20 protein-coding genes are annotated in these 21594 nt (G+C 70.7%); 9 read left to right on the forward strand and 11 right to left on the reverse strand.

Annotated features, from left to right (window positions below; all coding sequences use genetic code 11):
• Positions 1-81: 81 nt before the first annotated feature.
• Positions 82-1311: a threonine ammonia-lyase gene (ilvA, locus tag OG257_RS14610; protein WP_329207961.1), complete on the reverse strand. Its 1230-nt coding sequence runs from the start codon at positions 1309-1311 to the stop codon at positions 82-84.
• A gap of 157 nt (positions 1312-1468) precedes the next feature.
• Here ilvA and OG257_RS14615 point away from each other — a divergent pair, with 157 nt between their 5' ends.
• Positions 1469-1999, forward strand: coding sequence for a MarR family winged helix-turn-helix transcriptional regulator (locus OG257_RS14615; RefSeq protein WP_329207963.1), 531 nt, complete (start codon positions 1469-1471; stop codon positions 1997-1999).
• A gap of 132 nt (positions 2000-2131) precedes the next feature.
• Positions 2132-2323, forward strand: coding sequence for a DUF1059 domain-containing protein (locus OG257_RS14620; RefSeq protein WP_329207965.1), 192 nt, complete (start codon positions 2132-2134; stop codon positions 2321-2323).
• Between the two features lie 52 nt (positions 2324-2375).
• Here OG257_RS14620 and OG257_RS14625 read toward each other — a convergent pair whose 3' ends face one another.
• The gene (locus OG257_RS14625; RefSeq protein WP_329207966.1) at positions 2376-3524 is read right to left on the reverse strand and encodes a cystathionine gamma-synthase; all 1149 of its coding nucleotides are present in this window, start codon (positions 3522-3524) and stop codon (positions 2376-2378) included.
• Positions 3525-3591: 67 nt separating this feature from the next.
• Between OG257_RS14625 and OG257_RS14630 the strand changes: the two genes are divergently transcribed.
• The gene (locus tag OG257_RS14630) at positions 3592-4695 is read left to right on the forward strand and encodes a hypothetical protein (protein WP_329207968.1); all 1104 of its coding nucleotides are present in this window, start codon (positions 3592-3594) and stop codon (positions 4693-4695) included.
• An 84-nt stretch (positions 4696-4779) separates the two neighbouring features.
• Complete coding sequence (gene msrA, locus OG257_RS14635) at positions 4780-5484, forward strand: peptide-methionine (S)-S-oxide reductase MsrA (RefSeq protein WP_329207970.1); 705 nt, start codon at positions 4780-4782, stop codon at positions 5482-5484.
• Positions 5485-5562: 78 nt separating this feature from the next.
• On the opposite strand, the gene OG257_RS14640 is transcribed toward msrA, so the two are convergent.
• The 4 genes from OG257_RS14640 to OG257_RS14655 all read right to left on the reverse strand — a co-directional run bounded on the left by OG257_RS14640 (position 5563) and on the right by OG257_RS14655 (position 9890).
• Complete coding sequence (locus OG257_RS14640) at positions 5563-6306, reverse strand: esterase/lipase family protein (protein WP_329207972.1); 744 nt, start codon at positions 6304-6306, stop codon at positions 5563-5565.
• 146 nt (positions 6307-6452) lie between these two features.
• On the reverse strand, positions 6453-6821 hold the full coding sequence (locus tag OG257_RS14645) for a helix-turn-helix domain-containing protein (RefSeq protein ID WP_329207974.1): 369 nt from the start codon (positions 6819-6821) through the stop codon (positions 6453-6455).
• Between the two features lie 116 nt (positions 6822-6937).
• Positions 6938-8401: an RICIN domain-containing protein gene (locus OG257_RS14650; RefSeq protein ID WP_329207976.1), complete on the reverse strand. Its 1464-nt coding sequence runs from the start codon at positions 8399-8401 to the stop codon at positions 6938-6940.
• Between the two features lie 52 nt (positions 8402-8453).
• Positions 8454-9890 (reverse strand): pectinesterase family protein, encoded by a 1437-nt coding sequence (locus tag OG257_RS14655; protein ID WP_329207978.1) that lies wholly within the window; start codon positions 9888-9890, stop codon positions 8454-8456.
• A gap of 273 nt (positions 9891-10163) precedes the next feature.
• Here OG257_RS14655 and OG257_RS14660 point away from each other — a divergent pair, with 273 nt between their 5' ends.
• Complete coding sequence (locus OG257_RS14660; protein WP_329207980.1) at positions 10164-12320, forward strand: sigma-70 family RNA polymerase sigma factor; 2157 nt, start codon at positions 10164-10166, stop codon at positions 12318-12320.
• 64 nt (positions 12321-12384) lie between these two features.
• Entirely contained in the window at positions 12385-12774 is a 390-nt protein-coding gene (locus tag OG257_RS14665; protein ID WP_329207982.1) for a YrdB family protein, read from the forward strand.
• A gap of 55 nt (positions 12775-12829) precedes the next feature.
• Here the strand turns inward: OG257_RS14665 and gdhA are convergent, their stop codons facing one another.
• Entirely contained in the window at positions 12830-14209 is a 1380-nt protein-coding gene (gene gdhA / locus OG257_RS14670; RefSeq protein ID WP_329207983.1) for an NADP-specific glutamate dehydrogenase, read from the reverse strand.
• Between the two features lie 214 nt (positions 14210-14423).
• Between gdhA and OG257_RS14675 the strand changes: the two genes are divergently transcribed.
• Both OG257_RS14675 and OG257_RS14680 read left to right on the forward strand, forming a co-directional pair.
• Positions 14424-16127 carry a hypothetical protein gene (locus OG257_RS14675; protein ID WP_443054398.1) on the forward strand — a complete coding sequence of 568 codons (1704 nt, stop codon included), beginning with the start codon at positions 14424-14426 and terminating at the stop codon, positions 16125-16127.
• Positions 16128-16376: 249 nt separating this feature from the next.
• Positions 16377-16880 (forward strand): RDD family protein, encoded by a 504-nt coding sequence (locus OG257_RS14680; protein ID WP_329215092.1) that lies wholly within the window; start codon positions 16377-16379, stop codon positions 16878-16880.
• A gap of 46 nt (positions 16881-16926) precedes the next feature.
• On the opposite strand, the gene OG257_RS14685 is transcribed toward OG257_RS14680, so the two are convergent.
• The 4 genes from OG257_RS14685 to OG257_RS14700 all read right to left on the reverse strand — a co-directional run bounded on the left by OG257_RS14685 (position 16927) and on the right by OG257_RS14700 (position 21124).
• A complete protein-coding gene (locus OG257_RS14685) occupies positions 16927-17610 on the reverse strand; it encodes an ABC transporter ATP-binding protein (RefSeq protein ID WP_329207988.1) in 684 nt (227 codons plus the stop codon).
• A gap of 47 nt (positions 17611-17657) precedes the next feature.
• Entirely contained in the window at positions 17658-19121 is a 1464-nt protein-coding gene (locus tag OG257_RS14690) for an ABC transporter permease (protein ID WP_329207990.1), read from the reverse strand.
• A 153-nt stretch (positions 19122-19274) separates the two neighbouring features.
• Positions 19275-20543, reverse strand: a complete 1269-nt coding sequence (locus tag OG257_RS14695) for a L,D-transpeptidase (RefSeq protein ID WP_329207992.1) — start codon at positions 20541-20543, stop codon at positions 19275-19277.
• 179 nt (positions 20544-20722) lie between these two features.
• Positions 20723-21124 (reverse strand): hypothetical protein, encoded by a 402-nt coding sequence (locus OG257_RS14700; RefSeq protein ID WP_329207993.1) that lies wholly within the window; start codon positions 21122-21124, stop codon positions 20723-20725.
• A gap of 108 nt (positions 21125-21232) precedes the next feature.
• Between OG257_RS14700 and OG257_RS14705 the strand changes: the two genes are divergently transcribed.
• Positions 21233-21538 carry a hypothetical protein gene (locus OG257_RS14705; protein ID WP_329207994.1) on the forward strand — a complete coding sequence of 102 codons (306 nt, stop codon included), beginning with the start codon at positions 21233-21235 and terminating at the stop codon, positions 21536-21538.
• The last annotated feature ends 56 nt before the right edge of the window (positions 21539-21594 follow it).

A 21594-nucleotide genomic window follows, 5' to 3' on the forward strand; every position in this document is an offset into this window, starting at 1 on the left:
TGCACGCTATCGCGATACATCGTGAGCCACAACAGCTTTCCGTACCAAGCCCGTTGCCGGGTCCGGCACTCGGCCCGGCGCTCAGCCCATCACGAGGTAGCCGGCCTCCCGCAGTGCGGCCGCGACCTCCTCGCAGTGTTCCCGGCCCTTCGTCTCCAGGTGCAGTTCCACTTCCGCCTCGGTGAGCCCCAGCCTCGGATCGGTCCGCACGTGACTGACGTCGAGCACGTTGGCGTCGGCCACGGAAAGCGTGGCGAGCAACGCGGCCAGCGCCCCCGGCCGGTCCGTCAGCCGCAGCCGCAGGCTGAGGTAGCGGCCTGCCGCCGCCATGCCGTGCGTCAGGATGCGCTGCATCAGCAGGGGGTCGACGTTGCCGCCGGACAGTACGGCGACCACCGGCCCGCGGAACGCCTTCGGGTCGCTCAGCAGCGCAGCCACCGGGCTCGCCCCGGCGGGCTCGACGACCATCTTGGCCCGTTCCAGGCAGAGCAGCAGGGCACTGGACAGCTCGTCCTCGGAGACCGTACGGACTTCGTCGACCAGTTCCTGGACGAGCCCGAACGGAATGTCACCGGGACGGCCCACCTTGATGCCGTCGGCCATGGTCTGCACCGAGTCGAGCGCCACGGGGTGCCCGGCCGCCAGCGACGGCGGGTAACTGGCAGCGCCCGCGGCCTGCACGCCCACGATCCTGACGTCGGGGCGCAGCGCCTTCACGGCGACGGCGACGCCCGCGGCGAGACCGCCGCCGCCGATGCCGACGACGATCGTGCGGACCTCCGGGCACTGTTCGAGGATCTCCAGGCCCACGGTGCCCTGGCCCGCGATGATGTCCGGGTGGTCGAAGGGGTGGATGAAGACGGCCCCGGTCCGTTCCGCGTACTCCTCGGCGGCGGCGAGCGTCTCGTCGACGACGTGTCCGTGGAGGTGAACCTCCGCCCCGTACTCGCGTGTTGCCGCCACCTTCGGCAGGGGGGCGCCGAGCGGCATGAAGACCGTCGACCGTACGCCGAGCAGCGAGGAGGCCAGTGCGACACCCTGCGCATGGTTTCCGGCACTTGCGGCCACGACTCCGGCGGCCCGTTCCACCGGGCTGAGGCCCGCGATCCGTACGTACGCGCCGCGCAGTTTGAACGAGCCGGTGCGCTGCAGGTTCTCGCACTTGAAGTGGACCGGCGCGCCGACCAGTGCCGTCAGATGGCGGCTGCCCTCCATCCCGGTGGTTCTGGCCACCCCGGACAGCATCTTCTGCGCCCCACGGATGTCGTCGAGGATCAGCGGAGGAAAGGGGCCTGGCGTCCGGTAGGTCATGACAGCAAGTCTTGCAGCTCGGAGCGGTCGCGGCCCTCGCATCTCATGGTGGCCTGCGGTGGTGTCCATAGGTTTGTGCAGCGCTGGTACACGTTGCCCCGTGGCCGCGTACTCTGTCCCCCACCCATCCGACACCGCACGAAGAGAGCCCCCGGCCATGCCCCCTCAGGACATGACGACTGCTGCGTCTCCTTCCGGGGGCGCCGCCCCCGGACACCCGGGTACCGACCCCCTCCTCGATGCTCTCCAGCACCAGGTGGCCGTCTTCGCCCGCCGTGCCGAACAGACCCGCCTCGGCGGTGTCGGCCAGGTCCGCAATTCCATGGACCGCGCCGCCTATCTGCTCCTCAACCGGCTCGACCGGGAAGGCCCGATGGGCGTCAAGGCGCTGGCCGCGGGCATGGGGATCGACTCCTCGACCGTGACCCGGCAGGTCGCACCGCTCGTCGACACCGGCCTGGTCAAGCGCACCTCGCACCCGGAGGACGGCCGGGCGGTCGTGCTGCAGCTGTCACCGCGCGGCCAGGCGCGCCTCGACGAGGTCCGGGCCTCGCGGCGCGAGCTGATGTCCCAGGTGACCGACGGCTGGAGCGAGGAGGAACGCGACACCTTCTGCGCCCTTCTCACCCGGTTCAACGCCTCACTGGCGGCGCGGCAAGCCGCACACCAGCCGGTACAGGACAACTGACCGGCGGCGCACCGGTTCTCGCGCCTCCCGGGCCGACGACGCCCGCAGGGCGGCCGGCGACAGCCGCTGGGCATCCCTTTTCGCTCGGATCTATCCTGGAAGAGTCGCCAGGTACGAGCCTAGGAGGCTGTCATGACACGGAAGATCGCCGACTGCCGTAAGTACCCGAGCGTGTCGAACTGCTCACTCGCCATCACCGGCGAGGAGGACGAAGTCGTACGGGCAGCCGCCGAACACGCCGTCTCGGTCCACGAGCACACGGACAGCCCCGAGCTGCGCGAGCAGATCCGGGCCTCGCTGGAGGACGAGAAGGTAGCTGTCTGACAGCGGAGCCGTCCGGCGGCCGTGATGCGTCACGGCCGCCGGACGGAGGTGTCTACTGGCCGAGCGCCTGCGTGAGGTCGGCCAGCAGGTCGTCGGCGTTCTCGATGCCGACGGACAGGCGCACCAGGTCGCCGGGCACCTCCAGCGGGGAGCCGGCGGCCGACGCGTGCGTCATGCGGCCCGGGTGCTCCAGCAGCGACTCGACACCGCCGAGCGACTCACCGAGCGTGAACAGCTTCGCGCGGTTGCAGACCTCGACCGCCGCTTCCTCGCCGCCCGCGACGCGGAAGGACACCATCCCGCCGAACGCCTTCATCTGCTTTGCGGCGATCTCGTGCCCCGGGTGCTCCGGCAGCCCCGGGTACAGGACCTTGGTCACCTTGGGGTGGCGGGTCAGCAGGTCGGCGACCTTGGTCGCGTTCTCGTCGTGGCGGTCCATACGGACCGCGAGGGTCTTGATGCCGCGCAGCACCAGCCACGCGTCGAACGGCCCGGCGACGGCGCCCATCGCGTTCTGGTGGTACGCGAGCTCCTCGGCCAGCTCGGGGTCGCTGACGACGAGTGCACCGCCGACGACGTCCGAGTGCCCGCCCATGTACTTGGTGGTCGAGTGCACGACGACGTCCGCGCCGAGCGCGAGCGGCTGCTGGAGGTAGGGGCTGGCGAAGGTGTTGTCGACGACCAGCCGCACGCCCGCCTGCCGGGCCACACCGGCGACGGCCGCGATGTCCGTGATGCCGAGCAGCGGGTTGGACGGTGTCTCCACCCAGATGGCCTTGGTGCGGGCGGTGATCGCCGCCCGTACCGCCGACACGTCGGAGGTGTCGGCGACCGAGAACTCCACGCCCCAGCGCGAGGCCACCTTCGCGAACAGCCGGAACGTGCCGCCGTAGGCGTCGTTCGGGATGATCACGTGGTCGCCGGGCGTGAGCAGCGTGCGCAGGAGGCAGTCCTCCGCGGCGAGGCCGGACGCGAAGGCGAGGCCGCGCCTGCCGCCCTCCAGGGCCGCCAGGTTCTCCTCCAGGGCGGTACGGGTGGGGTTGGCGCTGCGGCTGTACTCGTAGCCGCCACGCAGCCCGCCGACGCCGTCCTGCTTGTACGTGGACACCTGGTAGATCGGCGGGACCACGGCGCCGGTGAGGGGATCCGCCGTGTTGCCGGCGTGGATCGCAAGGGTCTCGAAGCTGTGCTGGTCGCTCATGAGGACCGAGCGTAGTTCGTCAAGAGGGCACTTACCGGCCGCTGCGCCGCCAAGGGACAATGGAGCCATGGAGATTCTGTGGTTCCTGCTCGCCCTGTGCATGCTCGCCGTGGTCGTGGGCCCGATCATGCTGCGCCGCCGTGGCGGCATCCGGCAGGTCGCGCCCGGTTCCCCGGACGCCGCCGACCCGGAGAACTACGGGTTCGTGCGCCAGGAGGAGCTGGACATCCGGATGCCCGGCCCCGACCAGGACCTTCTCGATGTCCTGGACGTCGTGCAGGGCACCCAGGAGTGGCGGGCCGCCTCCCAGCTGCTTGCGGGCACGCCCAAGGAGAGCGAGATCCGCTGGCAGCGGGTGCAGGCCTTCGCCGGTGCGGCCTCGCTGGAGCTGGCGCGGCGGCCCGGTGAGGGCGGGGCGTGGCTGCGGAAGTGGCGGGCCGAGGCCCCGAAGGACGCGGGCGGCGCGGCGGTGCACGCCGAGTTCCTGGTGCAGCAGGCGTGGCGCACCGCCGCGGTGGGCACCGATGACTTCCGGATCATCCTGGAGGAGGCCCGTACGGTGTGCGGCGAGGCGGCGCTGCTGGCGCCGGGCGACCCCGTCCCGTACATCGTGGAACTGGCCGTCGCCCGCGGACTGGGCTACTCCCACGAGCAGTTCGACCAGGTGTGGGCGAAGGTCATCGACCGCGCCCCCGCCCACATGGGTGCGCACATCGCCGCCCTGCACTTCTGGTGCGAGAAGTGGCACGGCTCGGCCGAGCTCGTCGACCGCTTCGCCACCGCGGCCGCCGCCCGCGCCCCGCAGGGCTCGCTGCTGGCCGCGCTGCCGCTGTTCGCGCTGTACGAGAACCTGCCGGAGGTCAACCTCGTGCAGGGCTTCTACCGGGGTACCGTCGTGACGAAGGCGGTCGGGGGCGCGATGTTCGCGGTGCACGCCGCCCGCGCGGACGATCCGGTACTCGCCCACGTCCGGCACTTGCTGGTCCTCTTCCTCGTCCGCATGGAGCGCTGGTCGGAGGCGATGCACCAGCTCGTCCACATCGACGGCCACGTGGGTGCGCTGCCCTGGATCCAGGACTCCGATCCGGCCGCCGAGTACACGGTGTACCGGGCGCTGGCCGTCGCCGGGTACGAGGCGAACGGCGGCAGCCCGGCGACGCTGCCGCAGTAGCCGCCGACGGGCAGGGGGTGCCGGAATCCACGGCGCCCCCGTGGCGTTGTACGCACTGAACACCGACCCCGGAGGAGCCCCCGCATGTTCCTGAACCACCGCACCCCGCAGCTCCCCACCCCCGAGGAGGCCCTGCGTGGCCGCCCCGTCCCCGAATTCCCGGTCCCGTCCCGCCACACGGTCCTCGGCAACCCGCTGACCGGCCCGTACCCGGAGGGTCTGGAGGTCGCGGACTTCGCACTGGGCTGTTTCTGGGGTGCCGAGCGCAAGTTCTGGCAGACCGAAGGCGTGTGGACGACCCTCGTCGGCTACCAGGGCGGCTTCACGGAGAACCCGGCGTACGAAGAGGTCTGCTCGGGCCTGACGGGCCACACCGAGGCGGTCCGTGTCGTCTTCGACCCGACGGTCGTGGGTTACGCGGAGCTGCTGAAGCTCTTCTGGGAGTCCCACAACCCGACCCAGGGCTTCCGCCAGGGCAACGACGTGGGCACGCAGTACCGGTCGGCGGTCTACACCCACACCGCGGAGCAGGCGGAGGGCGCGGCCGCGTCCCGCGAGGCGTACCAGCGGGTCCTCACCGGCGCCGGCTTCGGCGAGATCACCACGGAGATCCTGCCGGCCGAGGGCCGCACGCTGTGGCCGGCGGAGCCGTACCACCAGCAGTACCTGGACAAGAACCCGGACGGCTACTGCGGCATCGGCGGTACGGGAGCCACGCTGGAGTCCCCCTCCGAGACGAACTGGGGCCGCGCCTGCCCGACGGGCATCGCCCCGGCTCCCGGAGCGTGAGCCGAGGCTCCGCGCAGTGACGTGGGCCCCGTCACCGGCTGCTGCCGGTGACGGGGCCCACGTGTCGTGCGGGGCAGGTCAGGAGGCGACGAAGCGTGCGATCTGACCGAGCACGACCGTGTCCGCCAGGAACCCGATGTGGGTCTGGCACAGCACGTCGTTGTTCGTCGCGCCGCTCAGCCGGGTGCTGGTGTACGGAATGATGATTCCGTCGCAGGCCGAGTACCAGCTGGCGTATTTGGTGTCACCCGGCGTCTCGTCACCCGCGGTGATCTGGGCGATGAAGGAGGAGCCGGGGTACATCTGCTGGCAGGTCGTGTAGATCAGGCAGGCGCCCGCGTACGTGGTGCCGTGGTTCGCGCCGGCGATCGAGGCGAGATGGCTGACGCTGGTGTTGCCGCCCAGCACCTTCAGGTAGTACTGGCTGACGAGGCCGCCCATCGAGTGGTTGACGATCGCGACCTTGCTCGCGCCGGTCCGCGCCTTCACGTTGTTGACGAAGGACGCGAGGCCCTGGGCGTTGGAGACGTTGTTGCCGTACGAGTTGTACTCGTAGGCGAAGAGCTTGGAGCTGGACCAGCCGTTGAGCTGGAAGACGCTTATCGCGGTGGTCCAGTTGGACGCGTTGCCGGTGTAGCCGTGGACGAAGACGACCGGTGTGCTCGTCGACAGCGGCTGGACGGCCGCGTCGGCCGACTGCGCGGCGGAGGCGGGCTGCGCTGTTTCGGCCGCGCCGGCCGTGGGGGCGGCGGAGAAGAGGGTGAACGCGACCGCGGCGGACGCGAGAACGCCGAGAAGCCGACGCGGGGATCGACGACGCATGGAGCACTCCTGACGGGGATACGGGTGCCTGACCCGCCCAGAGTCCTCGGCGAGGAGCTGCCCGCCATCGGCGAAATGACCAGTGCCGTCGGCCGGATCCCCGTCCGCGCATCACGCAGGAAGCGGCGCGTGTCCCGTACCCGGGCTCAGGCCGCCAGCAGCACTGCGCCCATCGGAGCCCCGGCGGGTGCGGTCCGGCTCTGCCGGGCGAGCTCCTGCTGAGCCAGGGACAGCACGTCCGTGAGCCCGAGCCCGAGCGAGCGGGCAGCAGCGGCAAGGACCTCGGACGAGGCCTCCTTGAGGCCGCGCTCGACCTCGGAGAGGTACGGCATCGAGATCCGGGCGTCCTCGGCCACGTCCTTGAGCGTCCGCCCCTGGGCGAGCCGCTCGCGGCGCAGGACGTCCCCGACGACGTCCCGCCAGAGCGGCTCTCTGGCGGCGGGCGCGGGACCCGGTGTCGCGGGGACGGGACGCAGAGGGATGACGCGGGCGCGGTTCTGCGCGTGGCTGCTCATCACCCCAGCCTAGGAGCGCTGCGCCCGGCGCGGGAGGTGGAAGCGTTCCGCGCCGGGCGAATCTGCTGTTGGCTAAGCCGGGTGTGGTGCGACGGATCCGGGTCCTACGGGTCCGGTCACTTGCCGATGGTGCTCTGCGGGCCGCCGTACTGCTGGAGCAGGGCGGGGACGTCCGCGGCCGGGTCCAGCGTGTAGCTGTAGTGGTCGCCCGGCTTGAAGGTCGTCCCGTTGGTCTGCTGCTTGCCGGTGCACGAGACGCAGATGCTGCCCGTCTGGGTCAGGGATGCCGCCGAGGTGTCGATGTTGTAGGGGTTGGCGACGTTCCGGTAGTAGCTGTTCTCGATGACGGTCTTCGAGGCGCCGCGCGAGAGGTTTCCGTAGGACGTCACGTTCTGCAGGTAGTTGTTGTAGAGGTGGGCGTACGCGACGTTGTCGATGCTGGGGTTGCGCTGGTTGGTGTCGTGGATCCAGTTGTGGTGGATGGTCATCCGGGCGGTGACGTTCTCCGTCCAGCCGATGCCGAAGGCCTTGTTCTGCTCGCCCATGACGTTCCAGGAGACGGTGAGGTAGCTGGTGTCCTTGCGGCTGTCGATGAGGCCGTCGTTCATCCGCTCGATGCGGTTGTGGTCGATCCAGATGTGGTCGGCGGTGTCCATCTGGATGCCGTCGTAGTCGTAGTCCTTGTCATCGGGATCGTCCTCTGTCATCCGGGTGTCGCGGATGGTGAGGTTGCGGATGATGACGTTGTGGACGCCGGTGCCGAGGAAGAGGCCGCCGCCGACGATCTGCCCGGAGGTACCGACACCGATGAGGGTCTTGTCGGACTTCACGGGTATCTCGTGCCCGTACGGGGTGACCGTGATCGCGGACGCCACCTTGATGACGTAGGGCGTGGAAGCGGTGGCGTACTTCACCAGGTCGGCGAAGTTCGTGACGGTGACGGTGGGCCCGGCCGCCCCTCCGGTGGTGCCGCCTCCCGTGGAGGCGAAGCCGTCGGCCTTGTCGGACCAGGTGCGCCCTCCGGACACGGGCTGGAAGGCCCACTGCTTGTTGCTGTTGGCGGTGCAGGTCTCCTGGATGATCGCGGCACCGCTGGCCGTGGAGGCGTCCTTGTCACTCATGCACAGACCACTGTTGACATTGATGATCTGGTACGTCCCCGTACCGCTCGGAGTCAGCGTCCACTGCTGGTTCGTCTGCCCGGCACACCCCCACTGCTGGAGCTGCACCCCGCTCACCTTCGAATAGTCGGGCACATCCACGCACTTACCACTCTGCTTGTTCACCAGCCGGTACCGCCCCGAACCGTCCGCCGTCAGCGTGAACTGCTGCCACGCAGCCCCCTCCGTGCAGCCCCACTGCTGCAGCAACGCACCGTTCGCCGTCGACGCCGCCGGCACATCGACGCACTTGCCACTCGTCTTCACCACCAGCTGATAGACACCGCCCGCGGGCGGCAGCTCCGCCGCACCCGCCGTCGACACCAGACCACCGGCAAGGACGCCTCCGACGGCCAGCAGCAGCGACGTCACCAGGGCTCCGAGCCCCAGCGTCCTCCGCCTGTTCCTGTGCTTGCGCATGCTTTCTTTCCTCTCGAACGGGATGCGTAGGGATTCGGATGCGGGAGCCCGGTCAGCGCACCGGGTTCCAGCCGTCCGTGCCGGCCAGGTACTTCTGCGGCGTGTAGTTCGCGGCCTGGGCGTCCGTCAGCTGTGGGCGGTTGCCGTTGACGGTGGCTCCGGCGCCGGTGTTGCGGTACTCGGAGAACCTGGCGTTCTTCCACGAGTTGGTGGACATGTCCGTCCACGGCTGGGCGGTGGCGAGGGCCGAGGAGAGGGAGGTCTCGCGGTAGAGGACCTGCGCGTCGGCGCGCCAGGGGCGGCCCAGCTGGGTGGTGTTCGCCACGGCGCCGGTCACGGTGGACCGGTAGAACAGGAATCCGTACGCCCTGTCCGCAGGGGTGCTCGCCGCGGTGATCGGGCCGCCGGTGCTGCGCTTCTCGTGGATGGTGGAGGTGTGGAACACGGCGATGCCACCGCCGTAGATGAAGTCCACGGTGCCTTCGACGTAGGAATCCACGATGTAGGCGCGGGCGCTGTTGTTCACCAGGAAGGTGTCCTGGTCGCCGAGCAGCCTGACGTCGTCCAGGACGGCGCGGTCGGCGTCGAGGTAGAGGGCGAGCGCCTGGTCGCCGGTGTCGGAGCTGTTCTCGTCGAAATCGTTCGCCATGGTCAGGTTGAGGGCCTGGAAGTCGTGGCCCTTGGCGACGACGGTGGCCGATCCCGCGGTGCCGTAGGTGCCGGCGTTGCGGTTGCCGATGACGACCACGTCGTCCGCCGAATCGCCGGTTCCCTTCAGGGTGATGAAGGGCTTGTCGACGGGGATGGTCACCTGCTCGCGGTAGGTGCCGGGCTTGATGGTGATGGTGACGCGGCTCGCGTTGCCGGTGCCGACCGCGTTCACCGCGGCCTGGACCGTCCGGTAGGTGCCGGTTCCGTCGGAGGCGACGGTGGTCGGGCCGGTGGAACCGCCGACCGGTTTGAAGGCCCACTGCTTGTTGCTGTTGGCGGTGCAGGTCTCCTGGATGATCGCGGCACCGCTGGCCGTGGAGGCGTCCTTGTCACTCATGCACAGACCGCTGTTGACATTGATGATCTGGTACGTCCCCGTACCGCTCGGGGTCAGCGTCCACTGCTGGTTCGTCTGCCCGGCACACCCCCACTGCTGGAGCTGCACCCCGCTCACCTTCGAATAGTCGGGCACATCCACGCACTTACCACTCTGCTTGTTCACCAGCCGGTACCGCCCCGAACCGTCCGCCGTCAGCGTGAACTGCTGCCACGCAGCCCCCTCCGTGCAGCCCCACTGCTGCAGCAACGCACCGTTCGCCGTCGACGCCGCCGGCACATCGACGCACTTGCCACTCTTCGTGACGGCGAGCTGGTACACACCCCCTGCGGCCGGCAGCTCCGCCGCATCCGCCGTCGACACCAGACCACCGGCCACGAGGAGGGCGGCCGGTAGTGCGAGTGCCAGGGCGCGCCGTCTCTTGTTCGGTTTCTCGGACATCGTTCGCTCCTCCAGATGGACGGTTGCTGCGGTGCTTTGGAGCCGCAGTGCCCAGGTAGATGCGCGAAACGGAGGGGGATGACAGAAAACCTGGAAGAAACTTCTCCGGGGCCCTGGAGGCGGAAGTTGCCCGGGTTCGCTTGTGGTGGAAGCGGCAACTTCTTTACGGGTCGGTCACGTTGTGCCACGATGCGTGGCTCCGGGGCCCTGTCGGCCGCTTGTTCGGGGCCGTCCGGTGACCGGCCCCGAAGGGGACGAGGGAGTCGTGACGGGATGACGGACAGCGGGACCGGAGCTACGGTGCGCGACGTTCCGGCACTGGTGCACAGGGCCAGGGGCGGCGACACCGGGGCGATGGAGGAACTGCTCGGCGTCCACCTGCCGTTGGTATACGGAATCGTCGGGCGGGCCCTCAACGGCCACCCCGACGTCGACGACCTGGTGCAGGACGTGATGCTGCGGATCGTCCGCGCGCTGCCGTCGCTGCGCGAGCCCGAGCGGTTCCGCTCCTGGGCGGTGGCCATCGCGTACCGGGAGATCCAGCAGCACCAGCGGCGCACGGCCCGCGACCGGTTCCACCGGCACGAGGTGGAGGAGGTCGCCGACCCGCTCACCGACTTCGCCGAGCGCACCGTCGCCGAGCTGGAACTCACCGGGCAGCGCAGGGAACTGGCCCGTGCGGCCCGCTGGCTGGACGGGGACGACCGTCGGCTGCTCGCCCTGTGGTGGGAGGAGGAGGCCGGCCGCCTCACCCGGGCCGAGGTCGCCGGTGCCATCGGCCTGGACGCCCGGCACACCGCCGTGCGGGTACGGCGCATGAAGGTCCAGCTGGAGGCCGCGCGCACGGTCGTCCGCGCGCTGGCCGTCACGCCCCGCTGCCCCGGGCTGGCGGACGCGGCGCAGGGCTGGGACGGCAGCACAGGTGCCCTCTGGCGCAAGAGACTGACCCGGCATGTGCGGGGCTGCCCGCTGTGCGGGGCCGAGGGTTCGGGGCTGGTTGCGCCGGAGAAGCTGTTGCCCGGGCTGGGACTCGTACCGATCCCCGGCGGGCTGCTGGACGGGGTGCGGCTGAGCGTGGAGACCGCGTCCGTGATCGGGCAGACGGCGGTCGGCGGGGTCCGCGGCTACCTGCACCACCTCACGGCGAAGTCGGTCACGGCCTCCGCTGCCGTGCTGGCGGTCGTCGCCGGGGCCCTGACCTACCCGGTGTGGCACTCCCCCGCGCCCTCTCCGCAGGCGGCGCCACCGGCCGCGAGCCGCCCCGCGCAGCCGACGGCCCCTACGCCTTCCCGTCCGGCTCTGGCGCGTTCCGCCACCGCCTCGCCTTCCGCGGTCCCGACGAAGGCGGCTGCTGCTGCGCGGAAGGGGTCGGGGGCGATCGGAGTGACCAGTGCCGACATCTATCTCGCGCCCGGCGGCTCGGACTCGGGCGACGGCAGCCGGGCTCGGCCCTTCGCCACGCTCGGCAAGGCGGTGTCGGTGGTCCGGCCCGGACAGACGATCGCCATGCGCGGTGGCACGTACCGGCCGGACCAGGGGGTGGACATCGGCACGGACGGCACCGCCGACCGCCGCATCACACTCAGCAACGTCCGGGGCGAACGGCCGGTGATCGACGCGTCCGGCGTACCCGCGGACACCTGGGCGATCACGCAGCAGGCGGATCACTGGACCGTGCAGGGGCTGGAGATCCGGGGCTCGGGAAGCCACGCGTACGTCTGCCGGGGCTGCCGGGACAACGTTTTCCGGGGGCTCTCCCTGCACGACAACGCCGAGTCCGGGCTCACCCTGCGCGACTCCGGTACCGAGGGCAACAGTGTGCTCGACAGCGACTTCCACTCCAACGGGCCGAAACCGGCGGGCGGTGTCGGCCTGGCGGTCAAGTTCGGCTCCGGTGTGGGCAACGTGGTCCGGGGCTGCCGCGCCTTCGGCAACGGGGCCGACGGCATCGACCTCGGCGGCTTCACCACCCCGGTCACCGTGGAGAGCACCTGGTCCTACCGCAACGGCAACGGTTTCACGCTCGGCGGGGGCAACACCGCCGCCTCGGTGGCGCACGTGCTGACCGACGACGCGGCCTGGGACAACGCCGGGCTCGGCTTCAACGACGAGGGCAATCCCGGCGCCATCCGCCTCACCCGCAACACCGCCTTCCGCAACGGCACCGGCTTCTACCTGGCCAGCTCGTCCGCCGTGCTGAGCGCGAACGCGGCCGTGGACAACGCGGAAGGACCGGAGCCGGTACTCGCGGACTCCGCCCGTTCCGAGGGCAACACCTGGGACGGCGGGGGCGGGAGCCCGTCGATGTTCACCACGACCGACCCGTCCACCGCCGAGTCGCCCCGCACCGCCGACGCCGCACTGCCCCGGACGTCCTTCCTGGCCCCGGCCGGGCGGCAGCCCGGGGCGCGTATGGCCGAAGGCTCCTGAGCCGGCGCCGGCACGTGGCACCCTTGCGCCCAAGGAGCCTCGATCGAAGGAGAGTTCGGATCCGATGACGGCGAGCGACGACCACAGCCACCTCACCGCCCTGCGGGGCCGTCCGTGGTGGTTCGCCGCGAACGAGGTGCTCGCCTTCGTCCTCGAACTGGTGGCGATCGGCTGCCTTGCCTGGTGGGGCTTCACGGCCGTGGACGGCTGGGCGGCCTCGCTGCTGCTGGGACTTGGCACACCTGCGGCGGCCGTCGTCCTGTGGGCGCTGTTCGCGGCGCCCCGCGCGCGGGTCCGGCTGCCGCTCGCCGGGGTTCTGGCGGTGAAGGCGGTGGTGCTCGGCGGAGGTGCCGCCGCGGTCCACGGGACGGGTCATCCGGTGGCGGCCGCGGTCCTCGCGGTGGTGCTGGTGGTGAACACCGGTCTGGCGGAGTTCTCCCGCAGACGGGTGTGAGGCCGCGTGCCCCCGCCGGCCGGCTCGGGACGTGTGCCGCCCCGAGCCGGGCGGATCAGATCAGGCCCTGCGCGAGCATCGCGTCGGCGACCAGTTCGAAGCCCGCGATGTTCGCGCCCACCACGTAGTTGCCGGGGCTGCCGTAGCGCTCGGCCGTCGTGTAGCAGGCGTCGTGGATGTGGCGCATGATCTCCGCGAGGCGCTCCTCCGTGTGGGCGAAGGTCCAGGAGTCGCGGGAGGCGTTCTGCTGCATCTCCAGCGCGCTCGTGGCCACGCCGCCCGCGTTGGCCGCCTTGCCGGGGGCGAAGGCGACACCCGCGTCCTGGAGGATGCGGACGGCCTCGGGGGTGGTGGGCATGTTGGCGCCCTCCGCGACCGCCTTCACACCGTGGCGTACGAGGGCGATGGCGTCGGTCTCGTCGAGTTCGTTCTGGGTGGCGCAGGGCAGGGCGACGTCCACGGGGACGTTCCAGACACCCGTACCGGGGACGTAGCGCGCATGCTCGCCCCGGCGCTCCGCGTAGTCGGAGACGCGGCCGCGGCCTGCTTCCTTGACCTCCTTGAGGAGGTCGAGGTCGATGCCCTTCTCGTCGACCACGAAGCCGCCCGAGTCGGAGCAGGTCACGACGGTCGCGCCGAACTGCTGGGCCTTCTCGATCGCGTAGATGGCCACGTTCCCCGAACCCGAGACGGCGATGCGCTGGCCGTCGAGGGATTCGCCGCGGCTGCGGAGCATTTCGGCGGTGAACAGGACGCAGCCGTACCCGGTCGCCTCGGTGCGGGCCTGGGCGCCGCCCCAGCCGAGGCCCTTTCCGGTGAGCACGCCGGACTCGTAGCGGTTGGTGATCCGCTTGTACTGGCCGAAGAGGTAGCCGATCTCACGGCCGCCCACGCCGATGTCACCGGCGGGCACGTCGGTGTACTCGCCCAGATGGCGGTGGAGTTCCGTCATGAAGGACTGGCAGAACCGCATGATCTCGGCGTCGGAGCGGCCCTTCGGGTCGAAGTCCGCGCCACCCTTGCCGCCGCCGATCGGCATGCCGGTGAGGGCGTTCTTGAAGATCTGCTCGAAGCCGAGGAACTTCACGATGCCGAGGTTGACCGAGGGGTGGAAGCGCAGTCCGCCCTTGTACGGGCCGAGGGCACTGGAGAACTCGACGCGGAAACCGCGGTTGACGTGGATGTCGCCGGAGTCGTCCGACCACGGCACACGGAAGATGAGCTGCCGCTCGGGCTCGCAGATCCGCTCGATGATCCGGGCGTCGACCAGTTCCGGCCGCTGTGCCAGCACCGGGCCCAGGGTTTCGAGGACCTCGCGTACCGCCTGGTGGAATTCCTTCTCACCCTGGTTGCGTCGCAGAACTTCCGCGTAGAGCGGCTCGATGACGCGGGTGGAGGCGGTGTGCGGGCTGACGGAGCCGGAGGTGGCGGGCATCTGATCAAGACCTTCCATGGGTGGGCTCGTGCACAACGGCGCTCCATGTCCCTGGAAGCGCCACCGGTCGGGGGGAGGACCGTCGCACCGGGCGATTGTCCCAGCGTGGCCCCGGAGAAGCCCGGAGCCGCCTCCATACTGACCACGATCGTCGTCATGACGACCCGTACGGTGGCGAAGCTCACAGCCCCCCGGGCAGGAGTGTGAGGGCCGGATGAGTGCCCCGCCCCGCCGTAGGGTGTGCGGAGTGGGGATCACCGAACGTGTTCGTACGCATACGCAAGCGCCCGGCCGCCTGTCCGCGAAGATCCCGCGGCCGCGCAGCAGTTCGAGCCCGGGCGTGGCGGTCGACCGGAGTCCGCCGTGGCGGGTACCGCTCGTGGCGACGCTGGCGGTCGTGCCGTTGTACGTGGTGTGGGCCGCGGCCCTGTCCACCGGCGGCGGGGACCTCGCGGCGCAGCTGGCGTGGGCGGACTTCGCGGGGCGCCATCCCTCGTCGGCGTACAACCTCTCCTGGTACGGCGGGATGCACACCGCCAGCTACAGCGTGCTCACCCCGCACCTGATGGCCGTCCTCGGCGTGCGGACGGTCTCCGTGGCAGCGGGACTCGGCGGGTCGTGGGCGCTGGGGCGGCTGTGCGTGCGCAGCGGGGTGCGGTGGCCGGTGGCGCCCGCGGTGCTGGGGTCGTTCGGGATCTGGTGCAACGTCGCCTCCGGGCGTACGACGTTCGCGCTGGGCGCGGCGATCGGGCTGGCCGCCCTGTCGTACGTGACGGGGCGCCCCGTCGTCGCCGCGGGGTGTGCCGCCCTGGCGACGGCGGCAAGTCCGGTGGCGGGGCTGTTCCTGGTGGTGGCGGGTGCGGCGTACGGACTGGACAGGCAGGGGCGCAGGGCGCTCGCGCTGCTGGCCGCGCCGGTCGCGGTGGTCGCGGCGACGGCGGTGCTGTTTCCGTTCACGGGCGAACAGCCCATGCGTGCGGGCGTGTTGTGGATGCCGCTCGGCACGTGCGCGGCCGTGTGGCTCGCCGCGCCGCGCTCGGGCGGCTGGCGGGTGGTCAGGTTCGCGGCCGCGGTGTACGCGACCGGGGTCGTCCTGACCTTCTGTGTCGCCTCGCCGGTCGGGACGAACGTGGAGCGGCTGGTGGGGCTCGCCGGGCCGCCCGTGCTGCTCGCGGCGCTGCTCACGGGCGTCCGGGGCCGGGCAGGGGCGGTCCGGCGGGTGGGGACCGCGGTGCTCGCGGGCGTCCTCCTGGTCAACACCGGCTGGGTGCTGGACAAGACCGGCGACGACCTGGAGGTCTCCACCACCGTGCCCGACTGGGCCGTGCACACCGACGGTGTCGTCGCCGCGCTGCACGCACTCGGCGCGGACCGCACCCGGGTGGAGGTCGTCCCCGCCCGCAACCACCGGGAGGCGGCCCTGCTCGCCCCGCACGTCACGATGGCGCGCGGCTGGAACCGCCAGCTGGACGTGGAGCGCGGCCGGCTGTTCTACGGGAGGACGCTGGCACCGGCGGCGTACCGCGACTGGCTCGACCGGTGGGGCGTGGGCCTGGTGGTGCTGCACAGCGGCACGCCGGACAGTCCGGCCGAGGCGGAGGCGGCCCTCGTCCGGCGCGGCGCGGACTGGCTGGAACCGGTGTGGCAGGACACCTGGTGGCGGGTCTACCGGGTCCGCGGGGCGGCCGGTCCGGTGTCGGCGCCGGGTGAGGTGGTGCGCGGGGACGCGGCGACGCTGGTGGTGCGGATGCCGTCGGCGGGGTCGGTGCGGGTGCGGATCGCGTACTCGCCCTGGCTGCGGGCGAACGGCGGGGCGTGCGTGGGGCGGGACGGCGCCTGGACACGGCTCACGGTGCCGCGGGCCGGCGTGTACCGGCTGGATTCCCGCTACGGGCTACCCGGGGGCGGCGGCTGCTGACCGTGCTCCCGCGCCGCCCGGCCGACATCCTCGGCAAGTCGGGGCTGCAGGAGAAGCTCCCGCCGGCTGACGATCGGTCATGATGCCGTCATGACATCGCCACGGGGGGCCCGGAACGCCACCGGAAGTCAACGTACCTACAGGAAAACGGCGTTGGGGCGCCCGCCCCGCTCGCACGACAGCGCGATGCCGCCTCCCCCGTACGGTCTGCTCCGGCCGCCGCCCTCCCTGCCGTCCGGCGCCGACGGCATGCGGCGGTATCTCGCGATCGCCCTGGACTGCTACCTCTGTCTGCTGGCGGCCGGGTTACTGACCCGGCCGTACGTGCATGCGGCCGAAACGGGCCGGGCGGTGGTCCTGACCGCCCTGCCGGCCCTCGCGCTCTCCTTCGTCAACCAGGTGCTGCTGACGGCGGCCGTCCGGGGCAGCGCGGGCAAACTGATCATGGGGGTACGGGTGGTCGGGCTGCCCGACGCCCGCCGGCCGGGGCTGGGGCAGCTGGTCAGGCGCTGGCTGTACGGGCTGGTCCGGCCTCCGCTGCAGCCCTGGTACTGGCTGCGCCCGCAACCCGCCCGGACCTGCGTCCCACGGTCCACGAGCGGACAGCCCGGCAACCCACAGCCCGGGATCGCGCAGCCCGAATGCCCACGGCCCAGCAGCGTGGCCGACGACGACGTGGCGGGGCTGCGCCAGGTGAGGCGCGGGGACCTGCGGACCTACCGCAGGTCCGTCGCCGCGCACGCGTCCGCGTGACGCGGCGCCCCCGCCCGTCGGCCGGGAGCGCCACGTACCGCCGGCCTCAGGCCGCCGCGTTCTCCGTCACCGTCACCTTGCCCTTGCGGATGGTCGCCACCCGCGGCGCCTTGCGGGCGAGGGAACTGTCGTGGGTGACCATCACGAAGGTCAGCCCGTGCTCCTTCCACAGCCCGTCGAGCAGTTCCATGATCTCGTCGCGCATGGATTCGTCGAGGTTGCCCGTGGGTTCGTCGGCGAGCAGTACCTTGGGCCGCTTCACGAGCGCACGGGCGATCGCGACGCGCTGCTGCTGGCCGCCGGACATCTCGCCCGGCAGGTGGGTGGGACGGTCGCCGAGGCCGACCGATTCGAGGGCCTCCGCGGCCCGTTCCCGGCGGGTCCTGGCGCCGAGGCCGAGCGGGACGAGCGCGGTCTCGACGTTCTCCTGGGCGGTGAGCGTCGGGATCAGGTTGAAGCTCTGGAAGACGAAGCCGATGGACTCCGCCCGGACCTTGGTGAGCCGGGACTCGGGCAGCTTCGCCAGGTCCACGCCGTCGAGCTCGATGGTGCCGGAGGTGGGTCTGTCCAGCCCGCCGAGCATCTGGAGGAGCGTGGACTTGCCTCCGCCGGTCGGACCCTGGATGACGAGCCTGCCGCCGTCCTCGATGGTCAGGTCGACGCCCGCGAGTGCGTCGACGGGGTTCTTGCCGCGCATGTAGCGCTTGGTGACGCCCTTGAGCTGGTACACGTGTGGACTCCTGCTGTACGTACGGGGGGGGAGGGGCGGGGGCGGCGTTACGCGACGCGGCGCAGGGCGTCGGCCGGGCGCAGCCTGGAGGCCCGCCAGCCGCCGAAGGCACCCGCGATGAGTCCTCCCGCCACCGCCAGCGCGACGGCGGTCAGGATCGTGGTGAGGGAGACCGGGGCGGTCAGCGCGATGTCGAGGGTCTTGGCCGCGGTCTGGCGGCCGGGGCCGCCGCCGCCCATCGGGCCGCCGCCTCCCATGCCGCCTCCGCCGCCCGGGGAGCCGAGCTGGGCGGTGAGGGTGGGGCTGATGGCGGTCACGGCGTAGGCGCCGGCGAGCCCGACGGCGATGCCGAGGACACCGCCCATGAGGCCGTTGACGAGTGCCTCGCCGACGACCTGGCGGGTGACGCGTCCGCTCTTCCAGCCGAGCGCCTTGAGGGTGCCGAACTCCCGTACGCGGCGGCTGACCGCCGAGGAGGTGAGCAGGCCCGCGACGAGGAAGGCGGCGACCAGGACGGCGATGGAGAGCCACTTGCCGACGCTGGAGGCGAGGTCGGAGGCGGTGGAGAGGGAACCGGAGACCGTGTCGGCGAGGTCCGCGGACGTGGTGACCGTCGTGCCGGAGATGTTCTTCTGGATGGCGGCCTTGACGGTGTCGATCGCCTGCGAGTCGGCGGCCTTGACGTAGACCGTGGTGACCTTGTCCTTGGAGTCGGCGAGCGTCTGTGCCTGCTTCAGCGGGACGTAGACGTTGGCGGCCGCGTCACCGCTGTCCGCCGTCGAGACTCCGACGATCGTGTACTTCGTGCCGGAGATCGTGACGGTCTTGTCGACCGCGAGCTCCTTCTCCTTGGCGTACGCGGCGTCGACGATCGCGACCTTGGCGTCCGTCTCGGTGGCCTTGAACGTACGACCCTTGGTGATCTTGGAGGAGGTCAGCGGACCGAGGTCCTGCTGGGTGACGTCGGTGCCGTACACGGTGAAGGAGTTGACGTCGAAGGAGGCGCCGCCGCCCTGGACCTCGCCCTGCGGCTGACCGCTGCCGCCGCCGCGGGGGCCGCCCTGGGTCGCTGCCCCGTCCTCGGGGGACTGCTTGAACTCACCGCGCTTGAACTGGCCGTCGACCTTCATGACGGTCAGGCTCAGCCCGCCGACGGCGTCCGCGACGCCGCTCTGCTTGCCGACCTTGTCGACGGTGGTGGAGGCCAGTGTCTGGAAGCCCTGGACCATGACGCGGTCGGTGCTCTGGGTCGCGTCGTCGTCGTCCTTGGCGTCGAACTCGAACCGGGGCCGTTCGGTGCCGGAACCCGGAGCGGCGGCGGCCTTGGTCACCGTCATGTCCGTACCCAGGCCGTACAGCGACTGGAGGACCTTGTCCTGGGCCTTGCTCATGCCCGAGGAGACCGAGCTGACGATGATGACCAGCGCAATGCCGAGGGCGAGCCCCGAGGCGACGACGAGCGCCGCCTTTCTGCGGCGGCGCAGCTCGCGCCGGAGATAGGTGAAGAACATGGCGCGAAGTTACGGAGCGGGTGTGATGAGGAGTTAAGTCTGCGATGAGAGCTGGATGAGAACGCCTGCGGGCCGCACACGCCGAAGGCGGCGGCACCCGGGGAATCCGGGGTGCCGCCGCCTTCGTACGGGGGATCAGCGCGGGTGGGACGGTCAGGCGGCGGAGTCCGCCGTCCACTGCGCCCAGCTCATGTTCCAGCCGTTGAGCCCGTTGTCGGGGGCGATGGTCTTGTCCGGGGAGTTCTTGACGACGACCACGTCACCGATCATGGAGTTGTTGTAGAACCAGGCGGCCGGCACGTCGGGGTCGCCCGCGCCCTTCGTGTCGGACAGGCCGACGCAGCCGTGGCTGGTGTTGACGCTGCCGAAGATCGACTTGGCGCCCCAGTAGTTGCCGTGGATGAAGGTGCCCGACGTGGACAGCCGCATGGCGTGCGGCACGTCCTTGATGTCGTACTCACCCTTGCCGTCGTCGTCGGTGAAGCCGACCGTCGAACCGTCCATGCGGGTCTCCTTGAACTTCTCGGAGATCACCATCTGGCCGTTGTACGTCGGGTTGTCCGAGGAACCGGCGGAGATCGGGATGGTCTTGATCGTCTGGCCGTCCCGGGTGACGGTCATGGTGTGCGCCTTGGCGTCCACGGTCGAGACCTGGTTGCGGCCGACCTTGAAGGTGACCGTCTTCTGCTGCACACCCACGACGCCGTCGGCACCCTCGACGCCGTCGAGCGCCAGCTTCAGCGTGACGGTGGAGTTGCCCTGCCAGTAGTTCTCGGGGCGCAGGTCCAGGCGCTTCTCGTTGAACCAGTGGCCGACGACTTCCTGGCCGCTGCTCGACGTCACGGTGATGCCGTCCTGGACGGCCTTCTTGTTCGTGATCGCCTTGTTGAAGTTGATCGAGACGGGCATGCCGACGCCGACGGTGGAGCCGTCCTCGGGGGTGAAGTTCCCGATGAAGCTGTTCTCGGGTGAAACGGTGGTGAAGGAGCTGTTGGCGTGCGCCTCGCGGTCCTTGGAGTCGGTGGCCGTCGCGCTGATCTTGTACGTGGTCGAGCGTTCGAGCTGGCCCGTCGGCTTCCAGCTGGAGCCGTCGGCGGCGAGCGTGCCCTCGACGGTCTCTCCGGCCGACGTGGTCATGGTGACCTCGGTGAGTTTGCCCTTGGCGACGGTGACCATGGCGGCGCTGTTGATGCTCGCGTTGGTGGCACCGTTCTTCGGCGCGATCGTTATCTGCGCCTCGGAGGCGTCCTTGGCCGCCGCCTCGTCCACCTCGGCCTGCGACGTCTTCGAGCTCTCGGCGCTGCCGCCCTTGCCACCACCGTCGTCGCTACAGGCCGAAAGCACCAGCACGCCGCCGAGCAGTGCGGACGCGGCCATGAGGCCCCTGCGCCGCTTGCTGTCCGTCATCACACGCTTCTCCATCGTTGCCGATTCCCCAAAATCCCCGACGGGGCCGCCGGACGGCGAACACCCGTCAATGCTCCAAGAACACCCTGACCGGGTCTTCCGTTCCTCATCAGCCGAAGATGTGGGGAACACCACTCATCGACGCACCGGGGGCAGCAGCGGTTCCCGCTGCCCGGCCGGCGTGCCGAGCGGAGTCAGCGTTCCGTCCCGCCACCCTCTTCGTCGTCCGTCTCATTGTCCTCGATCCCGTAGTGGCCCTCGTCCTCGTCGTCCCCGCCGGCGGTCCAGTCGTCGGCGCCGGGGTCGTAGTCGATGGTCTCGCTGCTCCACGAGGCCTGGGCGAGCTCGACCCCGGGTACCTGGCTGACCAGGTCGAACGGGTCGATAAGTGACGCGAGCGCCTCCGCATCGTCTTCCCTGACCGTCGCCTCGGCATGCATACGTTCTTCGGCGGAGTCCTCGGCGGCGGCGCCGGATGCCGCGTGATCGGCGGCGATGCTCTCGAGCGCGGTGCCGGTCAGGGCGTCCGCGTCGGTGATCTCCAGCACCATCTCCACGCGAAGCCGAACAAATGCGGTTGTCTCTGAAGTGCTCATACGCCGGAGCGTAAGGCTCCTGGGCCCCTCGGCTTTCCTCCGACCCGCTGCTTTGCTTAGCATCGGCCCACGGGGCTAACTGATGGTTGTCGCAAGGGGATCGATTCTGTGTCCATCGCTCGTCGCACGCTGCTGACCACCACCGCGGCAGGCACCCTGCTCTGCGCTCTCTGGTTCGTCCCCTCCGCCAACGCGACGGACGGGGCAGGCCCGCGGAGCGGTTCCGCCGGCTCCTCGGCTCCTGTCCAACAGGCGTCCGCCGCAGGAGAGATCACCGCACAGGAGACGCTCGCCGACACCGGGGCGGGGGTCGACACCACCCCGTATCTGATCGGCGGTACGGCCTTCCTGTGTGCCGGAGCGGGATTCGTCGCGTATTCGGTACGCCGGGGCACCGTGAGCCCGGGCTTCTGACGTACGCGGAAGGGCCGTTGCACCCGCGGGTGCAACGGCCCTTCCGTGCGTACGGG

This window comes from Streptomyces sp. NBC_00683, from assembly GCF_036226745.1.
Classification (GTDB): domain Bacteria; phylum Actinomycetota; class Actinomycetes; order Streptomycetales; family Streptomycetaceae; genus Streptomyces.

Excerpts from the sequence above, each read along its gene's own strand:
- ilvA (WP_329207961.1), bottom strand. The coding sequence starts at position 1,311 with ATGACCTACCGGACGCCAGGCCCCTTTCCTCCGCTGATCCTCGACGAC.
- OG257_RS14615 (WP_329207963.1), top strand. The coding sequence starts at position 1,469 with ATGCCCCCTCAGGACATGACGACTGCTGCGTCTCCTTCCGGGGGCGCC.
- OG257_RS14620 (WP_329207965.1), top strand. The coding sequence starts at position 2,132 with ATGACACGGAAGATCGCCGACTGCCGTAAGTACCCGAGCGTGTCGAAC.
- OG257_RS14625 (WP_329207966.1), bottom strand. The coding sequence starts at position 3,524 with ATGAGCGACCAGCACAGCTTCGAGACCCTTGCGATCCACGCCGGCAAC.
- OG257_RS14630 (WP_329207968.1), top strand. The coding sequence starts at position 3,592 with ATGGAGATTCTGTGGTTCCTGCTCGCCCTGTGCATGCTCGCCGTGGTC.
- msrA (WP_329207970.1), top strand. The coding sequence starts at position 4,780 with ATGTTCCTGAACCACCGCACCCCGCAGCTCCCCACCCCCGAGGAGGCC.
- OG257_RS14640 (WP_329207972.1), bottom strand. The coding sequence starts at position 6,306 with ATGCGTCGTCGATCCCCGCGTCGGCTTCTCGGCGTTCTCGCGTCCGCC.
- OG257_RS14645 (WP_329207974.1), bottom strand. The coding sequence starts at position 6,821 with ATGAGCAGCCACGCGCAGAACCGCGCCCGCGTCATCCCTCTGCGTCCC.
- OG257_RS14650 (WP_329207976.1), bottom strand. The coding sequence starts at position 8,401 with ATGCGCAAGCACAGGAACAGGCGGAGGACGCTGGGGCTCGGAGCCCTG.
- OG257_RS14655 (WP_329207978.1), bottom strand. The coding sequence starts at position 9,890 with ATGTCCGAGAAACCGAACAAGAGACGGCGCGCCCTGGCACTCGCACTA.
- OG257_RS14660 (WP_329207980.1), top strand. The coding sequence starts at position 10,164 with ATGACGGACAGCGGGACCGGAGCTACGGTGCGCGACGTTCCGGCACTG.
- OG257_RS14665 (WP_329207982.1), top strand. The coding sequence starts at position 12,385 with ATGACGGCGAGCGACGACCACAGCCACCTCACCGCCCTGCGGGGCCGT.
- gdhA (WP_329207983.1), bottom strand. The coding sequence starts at position 14,209 with ATGCCCGCCACCTCCGGCTCCGTCAGCCCGCACACCGCCTCCACCCGC.
- OG257_RS14675 (WP_443054398.1), top strand. The coding sequence starts at position 14,424 with ATGAGTGCCCCGCCCCGCCGTAGGGTGTGCGGAGTGGGGATCACCGAA.
- OG257_RS14680 (WP_329215092.1), top strand. The coding sequence starts at position 16,377 with ATGCGGCGGTATCTCGCGATCGCCCTGGACTGCTACCTCTGTCTGCTG.
- OG257_RS14690 (WP_329207990.1), bottom strand. The coding sequence starts at position 19,121 with ATGTTCTTCACCTATCTCCGGCGCGAGCTGCGCCGCCGCAGAAAGGCG.
- OG257_RS14695 (WP_329207992.1), bottom strand. The coding sequence starts at position 20,543 with ATGGAGAAGCGTGTGATGACGGACAGCAAGCGGCGCAGGGGCCTCATG.
- OG257_RS14700 (WP_329207993.1), bottom strand. The coding sequence starts at position 21,124 with ATGAGCACTTCAGAGACAACCGCATTTGTTCGGCTTCGCGTGGAGATG.